The sequence below is a fragment of the Microbacterium lacticum genome (genome assembly GCF_006716815.1).
Taxonomy (GTDB): Bacteria; Actinomycetota; Actinomycetes; order Actinomycetales; family Microbacteriaceae; genus Microbacterium; species Microbacterium lacticum.
Genome location: NZ_VFPS01000001.1, coordinates 1 through 15,567, shown reverse-complemented (window position 1 = coordinate 15,567; position 15,567 = coordinate 1). Strand labels below are relative to the sequence as shown.

Sequence of the window (15,567 nt, the reverse complement as noted above, 5' to 3'; positions counted from 1 at the left end):
AGCCGTCGGAGCGGTGGTGCAGGAGTCGACAGCCGGGACTCACCGGTGCACACCCGCCCCACCGGTCCGACGTCTGGCGAGGCGGAGCCGCTGCAGCGTCGCGACGATGGCCGCCTCGACGACCGGCCAGTCGTGGACGATCAGCGCGTAGTCGAAGCGAAGTCGCTCATATCCGGCCGCGGCGGCGCGCGCGTCGCGGAGGAGATCCTTGTGGCGCTCCGCCTCGCGGGCATGGCCCTCGCGGCCGTCGGACTCCACGATGAGCACGCCGTCGATGAGGAAGTCGACGCGGCCGACATCCCGGATCCAGACCTGGCATCGCACCGTGATCCCGAGGCGCAACAGCCGGAGCCGGAGGAGCGACTCGAGCCCGCTCTCCGCGTCGGAACGGGCGATGTCGACGAGCCACCGCTGACCTGCCCGCAACCCCGCGCGAACCTCGGCCCGCTCCGTTCGCCCCAGAAGGCCCAGATGCCAGGCAGATTCGAAGGCGGCGAAGAACGCCTCGTCGCCGAGGCACGAGGCGAGCTGTACGAGCGCCTGGACGATGCCGACCTGCCCGAACGCGGAGACGCCGTCGTCGCGGTGCGTCACGCAGTGGCATCCCGTGTGAGGAAAGGCCCGTCCGTGAGAGCCGACCCACACGTGCATCCGCGCGTCGTCGTCGAGCAGCCAGACGCCGATCCGCCGCAGCGCGCTCGCGCAGGCGACCTCTCCGCCGTGCGCGGCGGCCGTCTGCTGCTCGGCGAGGAGGTGGGGCAGGCAGTAGACGCCCGTTCGCACCCGGACGATCGCGCCGCGCGCGACGGCGCGGCGCAGGTCGTCCCGCGACGCCCCGGCCCGCAGCACCCCGCGACCCCGTCCGATGCCACCTCGGATGGACAGGTGGTTGGCGATGGCGGCAGGAGTCATCCTCCGAGAATCGAGCTCTGCGGCATGCGGCGGGACGCCCGAGCCCCGATCTGTGCACCGTTGCCGATATCCGTCCGTTGGGGAGGAGGCGGCGACGACGGGTCATCATCCGTCGGAGAGGTGGGGCTGGTGTTGTGCCGGGTGCCACTCCGGGCGACTCCAGCACCAGCGGCCCGACGCTTGGGGGTGGAGGGGTGCGAGAGGCGGTGCGGGGCGGGGTCAGCGGCCGGATTTGGCGAGGCGGGCGGCGAGCGGGGCGGGCACGAGGCGCGCGGCGCCGATGAGCAGTTTGTAGCGCAGCGACGGGATCGAGACGGCCTTGCCGTGCGCCGCGTCGCGGAGCCCCCCGCGGACGACCTCCGCCGCATCCAGCCACATGAACGGCGGGATGCCCTCCTGCCCCGGCGGCAGTCCCAGACGCTCGTGGAAGTTCGTGTGTGTGAAGCCGGGGCAGACCGCCGTCACCGTCATCCCGCGGGGGCCGTAGGCCGCGTTCGCCCACCGGCTGAACGAGACGATCCACGCCTTGACGGCGCCATAGGTGCCGCGTGGCAGGAAGGCGGCGACGGATGCCACGTTGATGATGCGTCCGTGTCCCCGCGCGAGCATGGCGCCGAGCGCCGCGTGCGAGAGGCGCATCGTCGCGCGGACGTGCAGGTCGAGGTGGCGCTCCTCGTCGGCGAGATCGTTCGCGGCGAAGTCGAGGTCGAGGCCGAACCCGGCGTTGTTGACGAGCACCTCAACGGGCCGCTCCGGATCGGCGAGACGGGATGCCACGGCGTCGAGCCCCGCGTCGTCGGTGAGGTCGGCCACGAGCACCTCGACCTCGACGCCGCGCGCGACGCGCAGGGCGCCGGCGAGCCGACCGAGAGCCGCTTCGTCGCGCGCGACCAGCACCAGGTCGGCGCCGCGGGCGGCGAGCTGCCGCGCGAACTCCGTTCCGAGGCCCGAGCTCGCTCCGGTGATGAGTGCCGTCTTGGCCATGCGGCCAGGGTACCCACCCGCGCCGAGCCGCACACGTGGACCCCGCGCGCCGAACGTGCGTAGGGTCGGGGCATGCTTGTGCACCTTTCGGAGTGGAATGGGCGTGCTGCGGCGACGCCTTCATCGCGGGCGACGAGGTCGAGTTGCAGGTCGTGGCGCCGGATGCCTGGGTCCGCGAGAAATACGGCGAGCGCGGCGCGAGCGTCGACGCGCACGAGACGCACCACCAGGTGGGGGGCGGACGATGCGCCCACGACGGCAGTTCGCGGCCGCGTGCGCGGGATCGAGGCTATCTACCTCGGTCACACCGTGCGGCACGAGCCGCGCGACCCCCGCGATCTGGCGGAGCGGCAGGCGGAGCACGAGGCCGAGCTCGCCGAGCTCCAACGCGCGGCGCGCGGTGACAGTGACGACGCGGGTGAGGTACGCCTGGCCTGGACGATCGGTCCCCCGAAGCCCTACACCGTCACCCTCACGCCCGTGCCCGGCGCGGTGCGGACCGTCCCGGTCACCCGCGTTCCGACGACGGCGCCCGATCCCGCGGCCGAGGAGAAGACCCGCCTCGTCCATGAAGCGGACGAACCGCCGTCGGGCCCCGTGGAGCTCTTCTCGGGCTACCTCGTCGAGCTGGATCCGGTGTGAACCGCATCCGCTCGGGGCGCAGGCTCAGCGCCGCAGCAGCGTGAGGAACCGGTAGGGCACCCCCGTGCGCGAGATCGCCCATCCCTCGTCGGGCGACGCGGCGGCGACCCGCCAGCCGGCGTGATCCGGGGCGAACGTGTCGCCGTCCGCGATCTCGAGATCGAGTTCGGTGACCTCCAGCACGGATGCCACCGGCATCGCCTCGGCGAACAGTCCCGCCCCGCCGATCACCCACACCTCCGGCACGTCACCGGCGAGCGCCAGCGCCTCGCTCAGCGAGCCCGCACGCTCGGCACCGGCCGCGTCGGCGCCGGCGGCCCAGGCATCCGACCTCGTCACGACGATGTTGCGGCGCCCCGGCAGCGGCCGGAACCGTGCCGGGAACGACTCCCAGGTGCGGCGCCCCATGATCACCGGATGTCCCGACGTGACCTCCTTGAAGTGCGCGAGGTCTTCGGGCACGTGCCACGGCATGCCGCCGTCCCGCCCGATCACGCCGCCGCGGGCCTCGGCCCAGATCAGCCCCAGCCGCACGGTCGATCCCGGACGCACAGTCGGCCCGTCAGACCGCGACGGCCGCGCGGATCGCCGGCTGGTGCTGGTAGTCCTCGACGACGATGTCGTCGTAGGTGTAGTCGAAGATCGAGTCGGGCTTCCGGGTGAAGCGCAGCGTCGGGTAAGGGTAGGGGTCGCGGGAGAGCTGCTCGCGCACCTGCTCGACGTGGTTGTCGTAGATGTGGCAGTCGCCGCCGGTCCACACGAAGTCGCCCGGCTCGAGGCCGGTCTGCTGCGCGACCATGAGGGTCAGCAGGGCGTAGGAGGCGATGTTGAACGGCACCCCGAGGAACATGTCGGCCGAGCGCTGGTACAGCTGGCACGACAGCTTGCCGCCCGCGACGTAGAACTGGAAGAGCGCGTGGCAGGGCGCAAGGGCCATGTCGGGGATGTCCGCCGGGTTCCACGCCGACACGATCAGTCGCCGCGAATCCGGGTTCGCACGGATCTGCTCGACCACCTGCGAGATCTGGTCGATCTGCTCGCCCGACGGCGTCGGCCACGACCGCCACTGCACGCCGTACACCGGCCCGAGCTCGCCGTCGGCATCGGCCCACTCGTCCCAGATGGTGACGCCGTTCTCCTGCAGCCACGCCACGTTCGACTCGCCGCGCAGGAACCACAGCAGCTCGTACACGATCGACTTCAGGTGCACGCGCTTGGTCGTGATGAGCGGGAACCCCTGCGACAGGTCGAACCGGATCTGCCGTCCGAACACGCTCGTCGTGCCCGTGCCGGTGCGGTCGTCTTTGTGCACGCCGTCGTCGAGCACCTCGCGCAGCAGATCTTCATACGGGGTGGGAACGGATGCCGGTGCACTCACGCTGTCATCGTACCGGCGGCCCCGGACAGCAGGGCCGGCAGCGACCGCGATCCCCGAGACCCGATCCGCAAGCCGCGACCCCGAATATGACGACCGCTCCGTCACACAACCCGAATTCGCCCTCCCGTCAGGCGGATCGCGTTAGGCTGATCCGCTGTGAACCTGTCCGACGCCATCGCCCTGCTCGCGGCCCTCCTCGCCGTGACGGTCGGTGTCGGCGCGTTCCTGCGGTGGCAGCAGAATCGCCCCCGCCACGTCGACCCCGGCGAGATCGTCGACCCGCAGCGATTCGGCGCCGCGTCGCTCGGCGAGCAGGCGACGCTCCTGCAGTTCAGCACCGAGATGTGCAGCCGGTGCCCGGGCGTGCACCGCACCCTCGGCGCGATCGCCGGCGAGCGCGACGGCGTGCTGCACCTCGACGTCGACCTCACCCACCGCCCCGACATCGCCAAGCACTTCCATGTGATGCAGACCCCGACGACCCTGATCCTCGACCGGCACGGCCTCGTGCAGACCCGCTTCGCCGGCACGCCGAGCCGGAGCGCCGTCGAGCTGGAGCTCACCCGCGTGACCGCCGTGGATGCCGGTGTCTGAGGCCGCCCCGAAGGGGATCGATCCGCGCGGGCCGCGCTTCGCGGCATCCCTCACCGCCGTGCTGCTCCTCATCGCGACCCTCTTCGCCCTCACCGGTCTGTCGACCGCGCGCGGCGCCGCCTCGTTCGTGCCGGGCGGCGTGGTCGTCGATCCCACCGCCTGGGCGCTCCCCGCCCTCACCGTCGCACAGCGCGCCGCCGACCCCGGATTCGTGCTGGTCCTCGTGATCGCGCTGCTGTTCCTCTGGGGCGTCGTCTCGCCGCAGACGCACCCGTGGAGCGTGCTCTACCGCCGCGCCATCCAGCCGCGCCTCGCGCCGCCCACCGAGCTCGAAGACCCGCGCCCGCCGCGCTTCGCGCAGGGCGTCGGGCTCTTCGTGACCGGCGTGGGCCTCGTGCTGCACCTCGCCGGCGTGCCGTGGGCGCTGCCGATCGCGGCGGCGCTCGCGTTCGTCGCCGCCTTCCTCAACGCGGCGTTCGGTCTGTGCCTCGGCTGCCAGCTGTACCTGCTGCTGCAGCGGGGCGGTCTCGTCGGCCGCACCGCCTGATCCGGTCGGCCGCGCCGCCTGACCCGGACCGCCATCGCCCTCCCGGGCACGCTCCCCCTCCCCTCGCCGCCCTCGTCCGTCTAGGCTCGAGCCAGGCGCGCCCGCGCCGCAGACACACCCCCGAGGAGTCATCATGAGCGTCACGAGCGAAGCATCCACCACCTGGAAGGGCAGCCTCACCGAGGGTTCGGGCGAGATCGCGCTGGAGAGCTCGAACCAGGGCCCGTTCGCGGTCAACTGGAAGGCGCGCAGCGAGGGATCCACCTCGGTGACGACGCCCGAGGAGCTCATCGCGGCGGCGCACTCGTCGTGCTTCTCGATGGCACTGTCGAACGCGCTCGCGCAGAACGGCACGCCGCCCGAGAGCGTCGAGACGACCGCCTCGGTCACCTTCATCCCCGGCACCGGCATCACCGGTTCGCACCTCAACGTCAACGCGGTCGTCCCCGGCCTGTCGGCGGAGGATTTCGCCCGCATCGCCGATGAGGCGAAGAGTGGATGCCCCGTCTCCGCAGCCCTCGCGGGCATCGAGATCACCCTCGAGGCGACGCTTGCCTGATTCCGATGCGCGCGTCGTCGTCGCGGGCTCGTCGGGCCTGATCGGCGGCGCGCTCGTCGCGGCCCTGCGCGCCGACGGGGTCCCGGTGACCCGGCTCGTGCGCCGCGAGGCGACGGCACGCGACGAGGTGTCGTGGGATCCGCAGCGCTCACGGCTCGACCCCGCCGTGCTCGCCGGAGCGCGCGCGGTGGTCGGCCTGGGCGGGGCGAGCATCGGGCACTTCCCGTGGACGCGGCGCTACAAGCACGAGCTGCTCTGGTCGCGCCTCGCGCCCACGCAGGCGCTCGCCGCCGCCGTGCGCGCGCTCGGCACCGAGGCCCCCGCGTTCGTCTCGGCGTCGGCGGTCGGCTACTACCCGTCGGCACCGCGGGCGCCCGGCGAGCGGTTCACCGAGGAGACCCGCCGGGGCGACACATTCCTCGCCGATCTGTGCGGCGAATGGGAGGTCGCCGCGCGCGGCGCCGGGCCGAGCGCGCGGGTCGCGCTCCTGCGCACCGCGCCGGTGGTGCACGCCGAAGGCGTGCTGAAGCCGCTCATGCTCCTCACCCGCCTCGGCCTGTCGGGGCCGCTCGGGCTGGGCACCCAGGTGTGGCCGTGGATCTCGCTCGACGACGAGGTGCGGGCGATCCGGCACGTCATCGACGGCGACCTCGAGGGGCCCGTGAACCTCACCGGCCCCACCCGCGCGACGGCGAACGACCTCGGCTTCGCGCTCGCCCGCCGCATGAACCGTCCGTTCCTCCTCCGCGCGCCGGGGTGGGCGCTGCGGCTGGCGCTCGGACCCGATGCCGCCGACGCGCTGCTGCTGAGCGACATGCCGGTCGTGCCCGAGCGGCTCGAGGCATCCGGTTTCAGCTTCACGCACCCGACGGTCGAGGATGCCGTGGCCGCCGCCGTCCCCGCGGCCTGAGCAGCCCGCCGGGCCTGCCGGGTCCCGAGCGGCCCGCCGGAGACTAAGCCGCCGGCCGCTACGACCGCGCGCGGCCCGCCTTCTCCAGACGGATCGCGGTGCGCACGGCCTGGCGGGCGCGCGTGCGGTCGCCGGCCCCGTCGTAGGCGAGGCCGAGGCGGAACCAGGCGCGCCAGTCGTCGGGGTGCTCCTCGACGTCGGCGCGGTAGCGCGGGAAGAGCTCATCGGCCTGCGCGCGATCGGGGCGACCGCTCGGGCGCACGTCGATCTGCTCGGTCGGCAGCGCCTGCTCGGTTTCGAGCAGACGCCCGAGGCGCTGCGTGCCGAGTCCGAACGCGAGCTCGCGCCACAGCGCCCACGCCGCGATGAGCGGGAGCACGATGAGCGCCACCCCCATGACGACACCGATCGGCTGGCCCGAGATCAGCAGCAGCCAGGCGCGCTGAGCGACGAGCACGATGTACAGCGCCAGCAGCACCGCCATCACGGCGACGCCGATGCGTGCGCTCATGCGCCGGTGGCCCGCGCGACCTGGCCGGGCACCCCGCCCTCGTCGATCGGCTTCTCGACGTCGGCCTGCGCCCGGCGCGGGCGCAGGCCCAGGTCGATGAGCGCGTCGAGACCGACCGTGACGCCGCGGGCATCGCGGGCGGCGGCGAGGGCGACGCGGATGCCGGGGGCGTAGGCGAGCGCCGGGTCGACGGTGTCGTGGACGATCGTGAGGCTCTCGCCGGGGCCGGAGAGGATCGTCTCCTGCCGCGCGATGACGCCGGGACGCCGGAGGGAGTGGATGGGCACGCTCGCGACCTGCTGACCGCGGGCGCGCTGGTCGACGTGCGGCGACTCGACGGGGCCGACCTGGGAGCGGGCGGCGGCGATCAGCTCCGCGGTGCGGACGGCGGTGCCGCTCGGCGAGTCGACCTTCGTCTCGCGGTGCGCCTCGACGATCTCGATCGCCGGGAAGTGCGGCGCGGCCGCGGCGGCGAGCGCCGAGCCGATGACCGAGCCGAGCGAGAAGTTCGGGATGAAGACGGCACCCGTCCCCGCCGCGTCGACGAGCGGGCGGACGAGGGCGATGCGCTCGTTCGACCAGCCCGACGTGCCGACGAGCACGTTGAGCCCGCGCTCGATCGCGGCGCGCACGACATCGATCGAGACGCTCGGCGTCGACGCGTCGACGACGAGGTCGGCGCCGTCGAGCTCGGCCAGGTCGCTGCGCGAACCGAGCACCGCCACCACCTCGAAGCCGGGCTCGTCGTCGATGACGGAGCGGATGATGCCGCCGAGCTTGCCGGTTCCGCCGACGAGGGCCACTCGCGTCGTGCTGCCTGCGGGAGTCATGCCTCCAGACTAGGCGTTCGCCGGCGCGGACTACGCTCGAGACATGGTCACCCTCGTGCCGCTCTCCGCCGACGACCCCCGCGCCCAGCGCCTGCTCACCGACTACTTCGCGATGCGCGCCGAGGCGTTCCCGCAGGGCCAGACGTACCGGCCGGTGTTCCCCGAGGCATCCGTGTTCACCCCTCCGGCGGGGGTCTTCTTCGTCGCGGTCGACGACGACGGGCGGGATGTCGGCTGCGGAGGCATCCGCCGCATCGCGGACGGCCCGGACGGCCCGCGCTACGAGGTCAAGCACCTCTACCTCGACCCGTCCACGCGGGGGCGCGGCTGGGGCCGTGTGCTGCTCGAGGGCCTCGAAGCGCAGGCCCGCGAGTGGGGCGCCGCCGACCTCGTGCTCGACACGCACCACACCCTCGAGGCCGCCGGGGGTCTCTACGCGCGGAGCGGCTTCACCGCGATCGAGCCCTACAACGACAACCCGAACGCGACGCGCTGGTACGGCAAGCAGCTGAACTGACCCGCTGCGGCGGGTTGCTCGGTGAACTCCCAGCCCTAAACCTTCAGTATGACTTAAGCTTTTCGCATGGACATCGAACGTGGGCTGCAGCGGCTGGATCGGATCGCGGGCGGACGGCTGGCGGGGCGACGCGTGCCGCTCCCCCTCGACGCGAAGCTCCGGCACGCGTTCCGCGCCGTCACCTGGCTGCTCGCGGCATGCCTCGCTCTCGGCGTCGCGACCGTGGTCACGGCATCCGTTCTCGCAGCATCCGGGGCGGAGGTCACGTTCGCGGTCTGGATGCGATGCCTCGTCGTCCTCGGCATCACGGCGACACTCTTCTACTTCCTCGCGCGCGCCCGCCGCGGCTGGTACTGGGCGCTCCGGCGCCTGCAGCTGTTCAGCCGCATCTTCCCCGTCGTCGCGCTCGCCCTGGCCGCGATCCCCGGCCTCTACCCGCTCTGGGTGATCGGCGAGCAGATCCTCTTCGCCGTCGTGCTGATCGGCGTCTCCGACTACCTGCACACGGATGCCATTCGCCGCGCGTTCCCGAAGCCCACCGCCCGCGCCGAGCTCGTCACCCCGTGACACCCTGAGGCGGCCCGGCCGCCGCGGGTCGTGGCCCTGGCATCCCACCCCAACTGCAAGGCCGCTCGGGCGACACGCCGCGCCCGCGACCGCCGCCCCGGCGTGTCGCGCACGATCCCTTGCAGTTGGGGCGGACCGCGCAGGCCCGAAGCCCGGGCCCGGGCTCAGACCGGCGGGACCTCGGGGAGGCCGGTGTGCAGCTCGTGCGGCAGGTGCGACAGGTCGTTGTGCGAGACGAGCGTCCAGGGGCGACCGGGGCGCTGCGCCAGCACGGTCAACCCGCAGTGCGCCTGGTTGATCGTCAGCCACCGCCACTGCGGCGCGTCGAGCACGGCGCGCACGAACCACGCGATCACGAAGTTGTGCGTGATGAGCAATTCGTGCGTGGCGGGCTTGCGCACGAGGAACTCCCCCACCGCATCCTCCATCTGCGCACGGCCGGCGTCGATCTCCGCGTCGGTGTACGAGCCGAAGAATGCCTCGTACACGCTCGGCGTGTCGGGGGTCATCCCGGTCGGGATGCAGTCGAAGAGCAGCGACGAGGGCTCGGGCGTGATGGCCTGCAGCCGCACCGCGACGGCGCGCGCGGTCTCGGCGGCGCGCTCGAGCGGAGAGTGCCAGAGCGCGTCGAGGGGCACGCCCGACAGCCGGTCGGCCAGCAGCTCGGCCTGACGGCGCCCCCGCGGCGAGAGCGGACCGTCTTCGAGCCCGTGCTCTGCGTCGAGATGCTCGCCATGGCGCACGAGGTACAGATAGTGCGTCACGGCAGGCTCGTCTCGTCAGGGGGTGCTCCCCCCACCCTACGTCAGCCCGCGATCCGCGCTACTGGGCGGCGCGGGCGATCTCGGCGAGGTGCACGCGGCTGAGCTTCGCCCCCACACCCTGCATCAGCTCGTCGACGTGCGCGACGGCGTAGACGTTCACGATCGGCGCGACGACGGTGCGCTGGGCCAGCAGCCACGCGACCGCGACCGCCGACGTCGGGATCGACAGCTCGGCGCCGATCCGGTCCATCGCCCGCAGCGTGCGAGTGCCGCGGCGGTTCATCGCCGCCGCGAGCTGACTGCCGCGCACCGATCCGGCCACCTGTGAGCGGGAGCGGTGCGCGCCGGCGAGGTAGCCGTGATCGAGCGCCTGCGACGGCGTGACGGCGATGCCCTGCGCGCCCGCGACGAGGCGCAGGTCGCCGTCGAAATCGCCCTGCCGCAGCACGTTGTACGGCACGTCGAGCACGGTCAGCCGCGGGTAGCCCGCCGAGGCGAGGATGCGCGCCTCGACCAGCTGCGACGCCGACAGCCCGAGCGAGCCGAGCGCGCGCACCTTGCCCGACTCGATCAGCCACTCCGCGGTCGCGAGGGTGTCTTCGAGGGAGCCGTGCGTGTCGCCGGTCGCGTCGAGGTAGAGCACGTCGATGCGGTCGGTGCCAAGACGGGTGAGGGATGCCTCGACGGCGCGGATCAGGTTCACCGGACCGAGCCCGGGGTGATCGATGTTCGTGCCGACGCGCACGCCGAGCACGATGTCGTCGCGCACCGCCCGCCGCGACATCCAGGCGCCGATGATGTGCTCGCTGCGACCGGCCGCGTAGCCGTCGGAGGTGTTCAGCGCGTTTCCGCCGCGGTCGAAGTACGCGTCGAGGATGCTGTGGCCCGCGGCGAGGTCGACGTGCCAGCCGAACTCGGCGCCGCCGAGGACGAGCGGGAACACCCGCGCGCCGGTCTCGCCGAGCGGCACCCGCACGGCGGCGCCGATCGGCGCGCCCTGCACGGGGATCGGCGCCGACGGGTGCGTCAGCGGCGCGGCCGGCGTGCCCGAGGCGGCCGGCGCGGCGCCCGCCGCACTGTCAGTCGGGACGGGGCCGGTGGCGGTGCGCATGGGTCCGGTGGCGCTGCCGCGCGCGGGCTCCACTGATGGCGTCGTGCCTACTCCGAAGAAACCCACGTCACACCCCCTCACGGACCGATGTCGCTCAACGTCCGACGCATCCCCCGATGCGTAGTACCGAGGGTAAGGCAGGCCGGAGACACGGCCGTCCATTGCGGCGACCATGCGGTGAACTTTCAATAACGCTTTGATCTCGACGGGGCGAGATCGCCGCGGATGTCCCCCGAATGGGGGACAGATCAGGCCAAAAACGGATGCCCGCTCCTCCGAGACGGGAGGAAGCGGGCATCCGTGTCCTGCGACGAGCTCCGGAGCCGCGGGGCTCCGGAGCCGTCTGGCTCAACCCTCGGCGGGCGCGTCTCCCGGACCCTCGCTGGCCGCGTCGCGACCCTCCTGGTCTGCGGGCTCCTCGAGCACCGGCTCGAGCGACAGCTTGCCGCGGTCGTCGATCTTCGTGATGCGCACGAGGATCTTCTGGCCGACGCCGAGCACGTCTTCGACGTTCTCGACACGCTTGCCGCCGGCGAGCTTGCGCACCTCGCTGACGTGCAGCAGGCCGTCCTTGCCGGGCAGGAGCGAGACGAACGCGCCGAACGTGGCGATCTTGACGACGGTTCCGAGGAACTGCTCGCCGACCTCCGGGTTCGTCGGGTTCGCGATCGCGTTGACCTGCGCGCGGGCGGCCTCGGCCGAGGGGCCGTCGGTCGCGCCGATGTAGACGGTGCCGTCCTCCTCGATGGAGATCTGAGCGCCGGTCTCGTCCTGGATCGCGTTGATCGTCTTGCCCTTCGGGCCGATCAGCTCGCCGATCTTGTCGACCGGGATCTGCACGCTGATCACGCGCGGCGCGGTCGGGGCCATCTCGTCGGCGCCGTCGATCGCGGCGTTCAGCACGCCGAGGATCGTCATGCGCGCTTCCTTGGCCTGCGTGAGCGCGGCGGTCAGCACCGACGACGGGATGCCGTCGAGCTTCGTGTCGAGCTGGATCGCCGTGACGAACTCGCTCGTGCCCGCGACCTTGAAGTCCATGTCGCCGAGGGCGTCTTCGGCGCCGAGGATGTCGGTCAGCGCCGCGTAGCGGGTCTGGCCGTCGACCTGGTCGGAGACGAGGCCCATCGCGATGCCGGCGACGGGGGCGCGCAGCGGCACACCCGCGTTCAGCAGCGACAGGGTCGACGCGCAGACCGAGCCCATCGAGGTCGAGCCGTTGGAGCCGAGGGCCTCGGAGACCTGACGGATCGCGTACGGGAACTCCTCGCGGCTGGGCAGCACCGGCACGAGGGCGCGCTCGGCGAGGAAGCCGTGCCCGATCTCGCGACGCTTCGGCGATCCGACGCGACCGGTCTCACCGGTCGAGTACGGCGGGAAGTTGTAGTGGTGCATGTAGCGCTTGTGCGTGACGGGCGACAGCGAGTCGATCTGCTGCTCCATCTTGAGCATGTTCAGCGTCGTGACACCCAGGATCTGGGTCTCGCCGCGCTGGAAGATCGCCGAGCCGTGCACCCGCGGGATCACCTGGACCTCGGCATCCAGCGGGCGGATGTCCGCCAGGCCGCGGCCGTCGATGCGCACACCCTCGCTGAGGATGCGGCCGCGCACGATCGTCTTGGTGACCGACTTGTACGCCCCGCTGAACTCGGCGAGCGCCGACGCGGGCAGCTCGCCCGCCTCGACGGCGGCGACCAGCTGCGCCTTGACGTCGTCCTTGATGGCGTCGTCGGCGTTCTGGCGCTCGATCTTGTCGGCGATCTGGTACACCGGCACGAGGCGGTCGTAGGCGCGCCCCGCGACGAAGTCGTAGGTCTCCTGCGTGTACGCGGGGAAGACCGGGTAGGGCTGGATCTCCTTGGCGGCGGTGTTCGCCACGACGTTCTGCGCCGCGACGAGCTCCTTGATGAAGGGCTTGGATGCCTCCAGGCCCTGTGCCACGACTTCTTCGGAGGGCTTGGTGGCGCCACCCTTGATGAGGTTCCAGCTGTTCTCGGTGGCCTCGGCCTCGACCATCATGATCGCGACGTCGCCGTCTTCGAGGACGCGACCGGCGACCATGAGGTCGAACACGGCCTCCTCGACCTGCGCGGCGTTGGGGAACGCGACCCACTGGTCGGCGTGCTCGCCGTGGCCGGGGATGAGCGCGAGGCGGACGCCCGCGATCGGACCGGAGAACGGCAGACCCGAGATCTGCGTCGACAGGGATGCCGCGTTGATCGCGAGCGCGTCGTAGAACTCGCCCGGCGCGATCGAGAGCACCGTGACGACGATCTGCACCTCGTTGCGGAGGCCGTCGACGAACGACGGGCGCAGCGGGCGGTCGATGAGGCGGCACACGAGGATCGCCTCGGTGGAGGGGCGGCCCTCGCGACGGAAGAACGAGCCGGGGATCTTGCCCGCGGCGTACGAGCGCTCTTCGACGTCGACCGTCAGCGGGAAGAAGTCGAAGCCCTCGCGGGGGTGCTTGCCGGCGGAGGTCGCCGACAGGATCATCGTCTCCTCGTCGAGGTAGGCGGCGACGGCGCCCTGCGCCTGCTGGGCGAGGCGGCCGGTCTCGAAGCGGATGGTGCGGGTGCCGAAGCGGCCGTTGTCGAGAACGGCTTCAGCGGCGGTGATTTCTGGACCTTCCAAGAGGTCTCTCCTTCTTTGTTTAGACTCGCACGCGCGTTTCGCGCACGAGATCGTGCGAAGGAGCAGGAACAGGCAGATCCAGACGCGCGACTTCGCCGCGGAACCGTCAGCACTGGCCACCAGTAGAAAGCCACCGTTCGAGACGGGAACCCACCACAGGGGACCAGCTTCCTGCCGGCCTGCTCCAGGGTCTTCGACGAGAGCGTCGAGAACCCCGCTCAAGCCTACCAGGCACCTTTCTCCCGTGCGTATTGCGACGCCCGGACGTATCGTGGGCACATGAGCACTGACGACACCGCCGCGTCCGCGGCGTCCGACGACCTGAAGCGCAAGTTCAAGGAGGCGCTCGACAAGAAGAACGCCCAGCACCGCAGCGGCGAGGCCCACCTCGACGGGGACTCCGCGGTCCACGGCACCCACGCCGCGGTGACCAAGCGCGAGTTCCGCCGCAAGAGCGGCTGAACTCGGCGAAACGAGGACGGCCCGGCGATCATCTCGATCGCCGGGCCGTCCTCGTGTGTGTCGGAGCTCAGATCGTCTCCCCCACCGCGTGGCGCCGCGCCCGCTCCTGCTTCTGCGAAGCCTCTTCCAGGGCGGCCTGGCCGAGACCCTGCGTTCCCACCGCATCCGTCGCCGTCGACATTCCGTCGTGATGGTCGCCGGAGAGCGTCGCCTCGTCGAACGGCGCGTTGCCCGACAGCACGGCGAGCGCCCGCTCGCGATCGAACTGCTTCGTCCAGGTGCCGATGAGCACCGTCGCCACCGCGTTTCCGGTGAAGTTCGTCAGGGCGCGCCCCTCCGACATGAACCGGTCGATTCCGACGATCACTCCGACACCGTTGACCAGGTCGGGGCGGTATGCCTGGAGGCCCGCCGCCAGGGTGGCAAGCCCGGCGCCGGTGACACCGGCCGCACCCTTGCTGGCGATGATCATGAAGACCAGCAGACCGATCTGCTCGGGGATCGACATGGGGGCACCCATGCCTGCCGCGATGAACAGCGAGGCCATGGTGAGGTAAATCGCCGTGCCGTCGAGGTTGAACGAGTACCCCGTCGGCACGGTGATGCCCACGACCGGCTTGGACACGCCGATGTGCTCCATCTTGGCGATCAGACGTGGCAGCGCCGATTCGCTCGATGAAGTGCCGACGATGAGCAGGTACTCGCGAGCGAGGTACTTCATGAGGCTGAAGATGTTGATGCGCGCCACGACCCACAGCAGCGTGCCGAGCACCCCGACGATGAAGACGATGCAGGTGATGTAGAAGGCGACCATCAGGATGCTGAGGCTCACGATCGCCGCGACGCCGGTCTTGCCGACGACGGCGGCGATCGCACCGAACGCGCCGATCGGGGCGAGCCAGAGGATCATCCCGAGAATCCGGAAGACGAGCGTCTGCAGTTGCTTGACGGCGAACATGATCGGCTCACCCTTGGTGCCCATTCCCTGCAACGCGAAACCGACGAGGAGAGCGATGAACAGCACCTGCAACACGCTCTCTCCGGTGAAAGCGGAGAAGAATGTGGTCGGGATGATGCCGAGCACGAACTCAGTGGTGGTCTTGGCCTCGCCCAGCGACTGCGTGTCGTAGGTGGCCGACTGCATGTTCAGACCCTCGCCCGGGTGGATGATGTTGCCGACCACCAGCCCGATCGCCAGGGCGAAGGTGGACATCAGCATGAAGTAGCCGAGGGCGAGGCCGCCGATCTTGCCGACGGTGGCCGCCTTGGCGATCGACCCCACCCCCACGACGATGGTGCAGAAGATGATGGGGGCGATCATCATCTTGATGAGGCTGACGAATCCTTTGCCCAGTGGCTCGAGCCCGACGGCGAACTCGGGCCAGATGAGACCCACCGTCGCCCCCAGCACCACGGCGAGGATCACCGAAACGTACAGCCAGGTGTGCTTGTCCCAGGACTGCTTGCCGCGGCGCCAGTTGTAGCCGGGGAGTCGGAAGGAGTTCGTGAGGGCCATGAGTGCCTCCGTGAGGTGAACGGTCGTTGTTCCTTCGGCACCTCCGTCGGCGCCGACGCGTCCTAGGTTGCGCCTGCTCCCCGTGGGGAGCGATTTGTGGTCGTATTGGTCGCAGACCGATGAGGAGGATCG

At 71.3% G+C, this 15,567-nt stretch carries 18 protein-coding genes; 8 read left to right on the top strand and 10 right to left on the bottom strand.

What is annotated here, in order from left to right:
• Positions 1-39 precede the first annotated feature (39 nt).
• On the bottom strand, positions 40-912 hold the full coding sequence (locus tag FHX68_RS00090; RefSeq protein ID WP_141379882.1) for a DUF559 domain-containing protein: 873 nt from the start codon (positions 910-912) through the stop codon (positions 40-42).
• A gap of 219 nt (positions 913-1,131) precedes the next feature.
• Entirely contained in the window at positions 1,132-1,896 is a 765-nt protein-coding gene (locus FHX68_RS00085) for an SDR family NAD(P)-dependent oxidoreductase (RefSeq protein ID WP_141379881.1), read from the bottom strand.
• A gap of 273 nt (positions 1,897-2,169) precedes the next feature.
• Between FHX68_RS00085 and FHX68_RS00080 the strand changes: the two genes are divergently transcribed.
• Positions 2,170-2,538: a hypothetical protein gene (locus FHX68_RS00080; RefSeq protein ID WP_141379880.1), complete on the top strand. Its 369-nt coding sequence runs from the start codon at positions 2,170-2,172 to the stop codon at positions 2,536-2,538.
• A 24-nt stretch (positions 2,539-2,562) separates the two neighbouring features.
• Here FHX68_RS00080 and FHX68_RS00075 read toward each other — a convergent pair whose 3' ends face one another.
• Positions 2,563-3,090 carry a dihydrofolate reductase gene (locus FHX68_RS00075; RefSeq protein ID WP_174799091.1) on the bottom strand — a complete coding sequence of 176 codons (528 nt, stop codon included), beginning with the start codon at positions 3,088-3,090 and terminating at the stop codon, positions 2,563-2,565.
• Positions 3,091-3,100: 10 nt separating this feature from the next.
• Complete coding sequence (locus tag FHX68_RS00070; protein ID WP_141379879.1) at positions 3,101-3,916, bottom strand: thymidylate synthase; 816 nt, start codon at positions 3,914-3,916, stop codon at positions 3,101-3,103.
• Between the two features lie 156 nt (positions 3,917-4,072).
• On the opposite strand from FHX68_RS00070, the gene FHX68_RS00065 reads away from it, so the two are divergent.
• The 4 genes from FHX68_RS00065 (at position 4,073) to FHX68_RS00050 (ending at position 6,526) form a co-directional block, all read left to right on the top strand.
• Entirely contained in the window at positions 4,073-4,510 is a 438-nt protein-coding gene (locus FHX68_RS00065; RefSeq protein ID WP_141379878.1) for a TlpA family protein disulfide reductase, read from the top strand.
• Positions 4,497-5,057 carry a DUF4395 domain-containing protein gene (locus FHX68_RS00060; RefSeq protein ID WP_141379877.1) on the top strand — a complete coding sequence of 187 codons (561 nt, stop codon included), beginning with the start codon at positions 4,497-4,499 and terminating at the stop codon, positions 5,055-5,057. The genes FHX68_RS00065 and FHX68_RS00060 overlap by 14 nt, the downstream gene beginning before the upstream one ends.
• A gap of 133 nt (positions 5,058-5,190) precedes the next feature.
• Positions 5,191-5,616, top strand: coding sequence for an OsmC family peroxiredoxin (locus tag FHX68_RS00055; RefSeq protein ID WP_141379876.1), 426 nt, complete (start codon positions 5,191-5,193; stop codon positions 5,614-5,616).
• On the top strand, positions 5,609-6,526 hold the full coding sequence (locus FHX68_RS00050; RefSeq protein WP_170214199.1) for a TIGR01777 family oxidoreductase: 918 nt from the start codon (positions 5,609-5,611) through the stop codon (positions 6,524-6,526). Before FHX68_RS00055 ends, FHX68_RS00050 begins: the two co-directional genes overlap by 8 nt.
• A gap of 58 nt (positions 6,527-6,584) precedes the next feature.
• Here the strand turns inward: FHX68_RS00050 and FHX68_RS00045 are convergent, their stop codons facing one another.
• Positions 6,585-7,037, bottom strand: a complete 453-nt coding sequence (locus FHX68_RS00045) for a hypothetical protein (RefSeq protein WP_141379874.1) — start codon at positions 7,035-7,037, stop codon at positions 6,585-6,587.
• Positions 7,034-7,867: a 4-hydroxy-tetrahydrodipicolinate reductase gene (gene dapB / locus FHX68_RS00040; RefSeq protein ID WP_141379873.1), complete on the bottom strand. Its 834-nt coding sequence runs from the start codon at positions 7,865-7,867 to the stop codon at positions 7,034-7,036. The genes FHX68_RS00045 and dapB overlap by 4 nt, the downstream gene beginning before the upstream one ends.
• 43 nt (positions 7,868-7,910) lie before the next feature.
• Between dapB and FHX68_RS00035 the strand changes: the two genes are divergently transcribed.
• Both FHX68_RS00035 and FHX68_RS00030 read left to right on the top strand, forming a co-directional pair.
• The gene (locus FHX68_RS00035) at positions 7,911-8,384 is read left to right on the top strand and encodes a GNAT family N-acetyltransferase (protein WP_141379872.1); all 474 of its coding nucleotides are present in this window, start codon (positions 7,911-7,913) and stop codon (positions 8,382-8,384) included.
• Positions 8,385-8,450: 66 nt separating this feature from the next.
• Positions 8,451-8,951 carry a hypothetical protein gene (locus tag FHX68_RS00030; protein ID WP_141379871.1) on the top strand — a complete coding sequence of 167 codons (501 nt, stop codon included), beginning with the start codon at positions 8,451-8,453 and terminating at the stop codon, positions 8,949-8,951.
• A gap of 164 nt (positions 8,952-9,115) precedes the next feature.
• On the opposite strand, the gene FHX68_RS00025 is transcribed toward FHX68_RS00030, so the two are convergent.
• The 3 genes from FHX68_RS00025 to FHX68_RS00015 all read right to left on the bottom strand — a co-directional run bounded on the left by FHX68_RS00025 (position 9,116) and on the right by FHX68_RS00015 (position 13,457).
• Positions 9,116-9,715, bottom strand: a complete 600-nt coding sequence (locus tag FHX68_RS00025) for a histidine phosphatase family protein (protein WP_141379870.1) — start codon at positions 9,713-9,715, stop codon at positions 9,116-9,118.
• A gap of 58 nt (positions 9,716-9,773) precedes the next feature.
• Positions 9,774-10,826 carry an aldo/keto reductase gene (locus tag FHX68_RS00020; protein WP_141379869.1) on the bottom strand — a complete coding sequence of 351 codons (1,053 nt, stop codon included), beginning with the start codon at positions 10,824-10,826 and terminating at the stop codon, positions 9,774-9,776.
• A 348-nt stretch (positions 10,827-11,174) separates the two neighbouring features.
• Positions 11,175-13,457 (bottom strand): polyribonucleotide nucleotidyltransferase, encoded by a 2,283-nt coding sequence (locus tag FHX68_RS00015; RefSeq protein ID WP_141379868.1) that lies wholly within the window; start codon positions 13,455-13,457, stop codon positions 11,175-11,177.
• A 279-nt stretch (positions 13,458-13,736) separates the two neighbouring features.
• Between FHX68_RS00015 and FHX68_RS00010 the strand changes: the two genes are divergently transcribed.
• Complete coding sequence (locus FHX68_RS00010) at positions 13,737-13,919, top strand: DUF5302 domain-containing protein (protein ID WP_141379867.1); 183 nt, start codon at positions 13,737-13,739, stop codon at positions 13,917-13,919.
• A gap of 67 nt (positions 13,920-13,986) precedes the next feature.
• On the opposite strand, the gene FHX68_RS00005 is transcribed toward FHX68_RS00010, so the two are convergent.
• Positions 13,987-15,435, bottom strand: a complete 1,449-nt coding sequence (locus FHX68_RS00005; RefSeq protein WP_141379866.1) for a cation:dicarboxylate symporter family transporter — start codon at positions 15,433-15,435, stop codon at positions 13,987-13,989.
• Positions 15,436-15,567 lie beyond the last annotated feature (132 nt).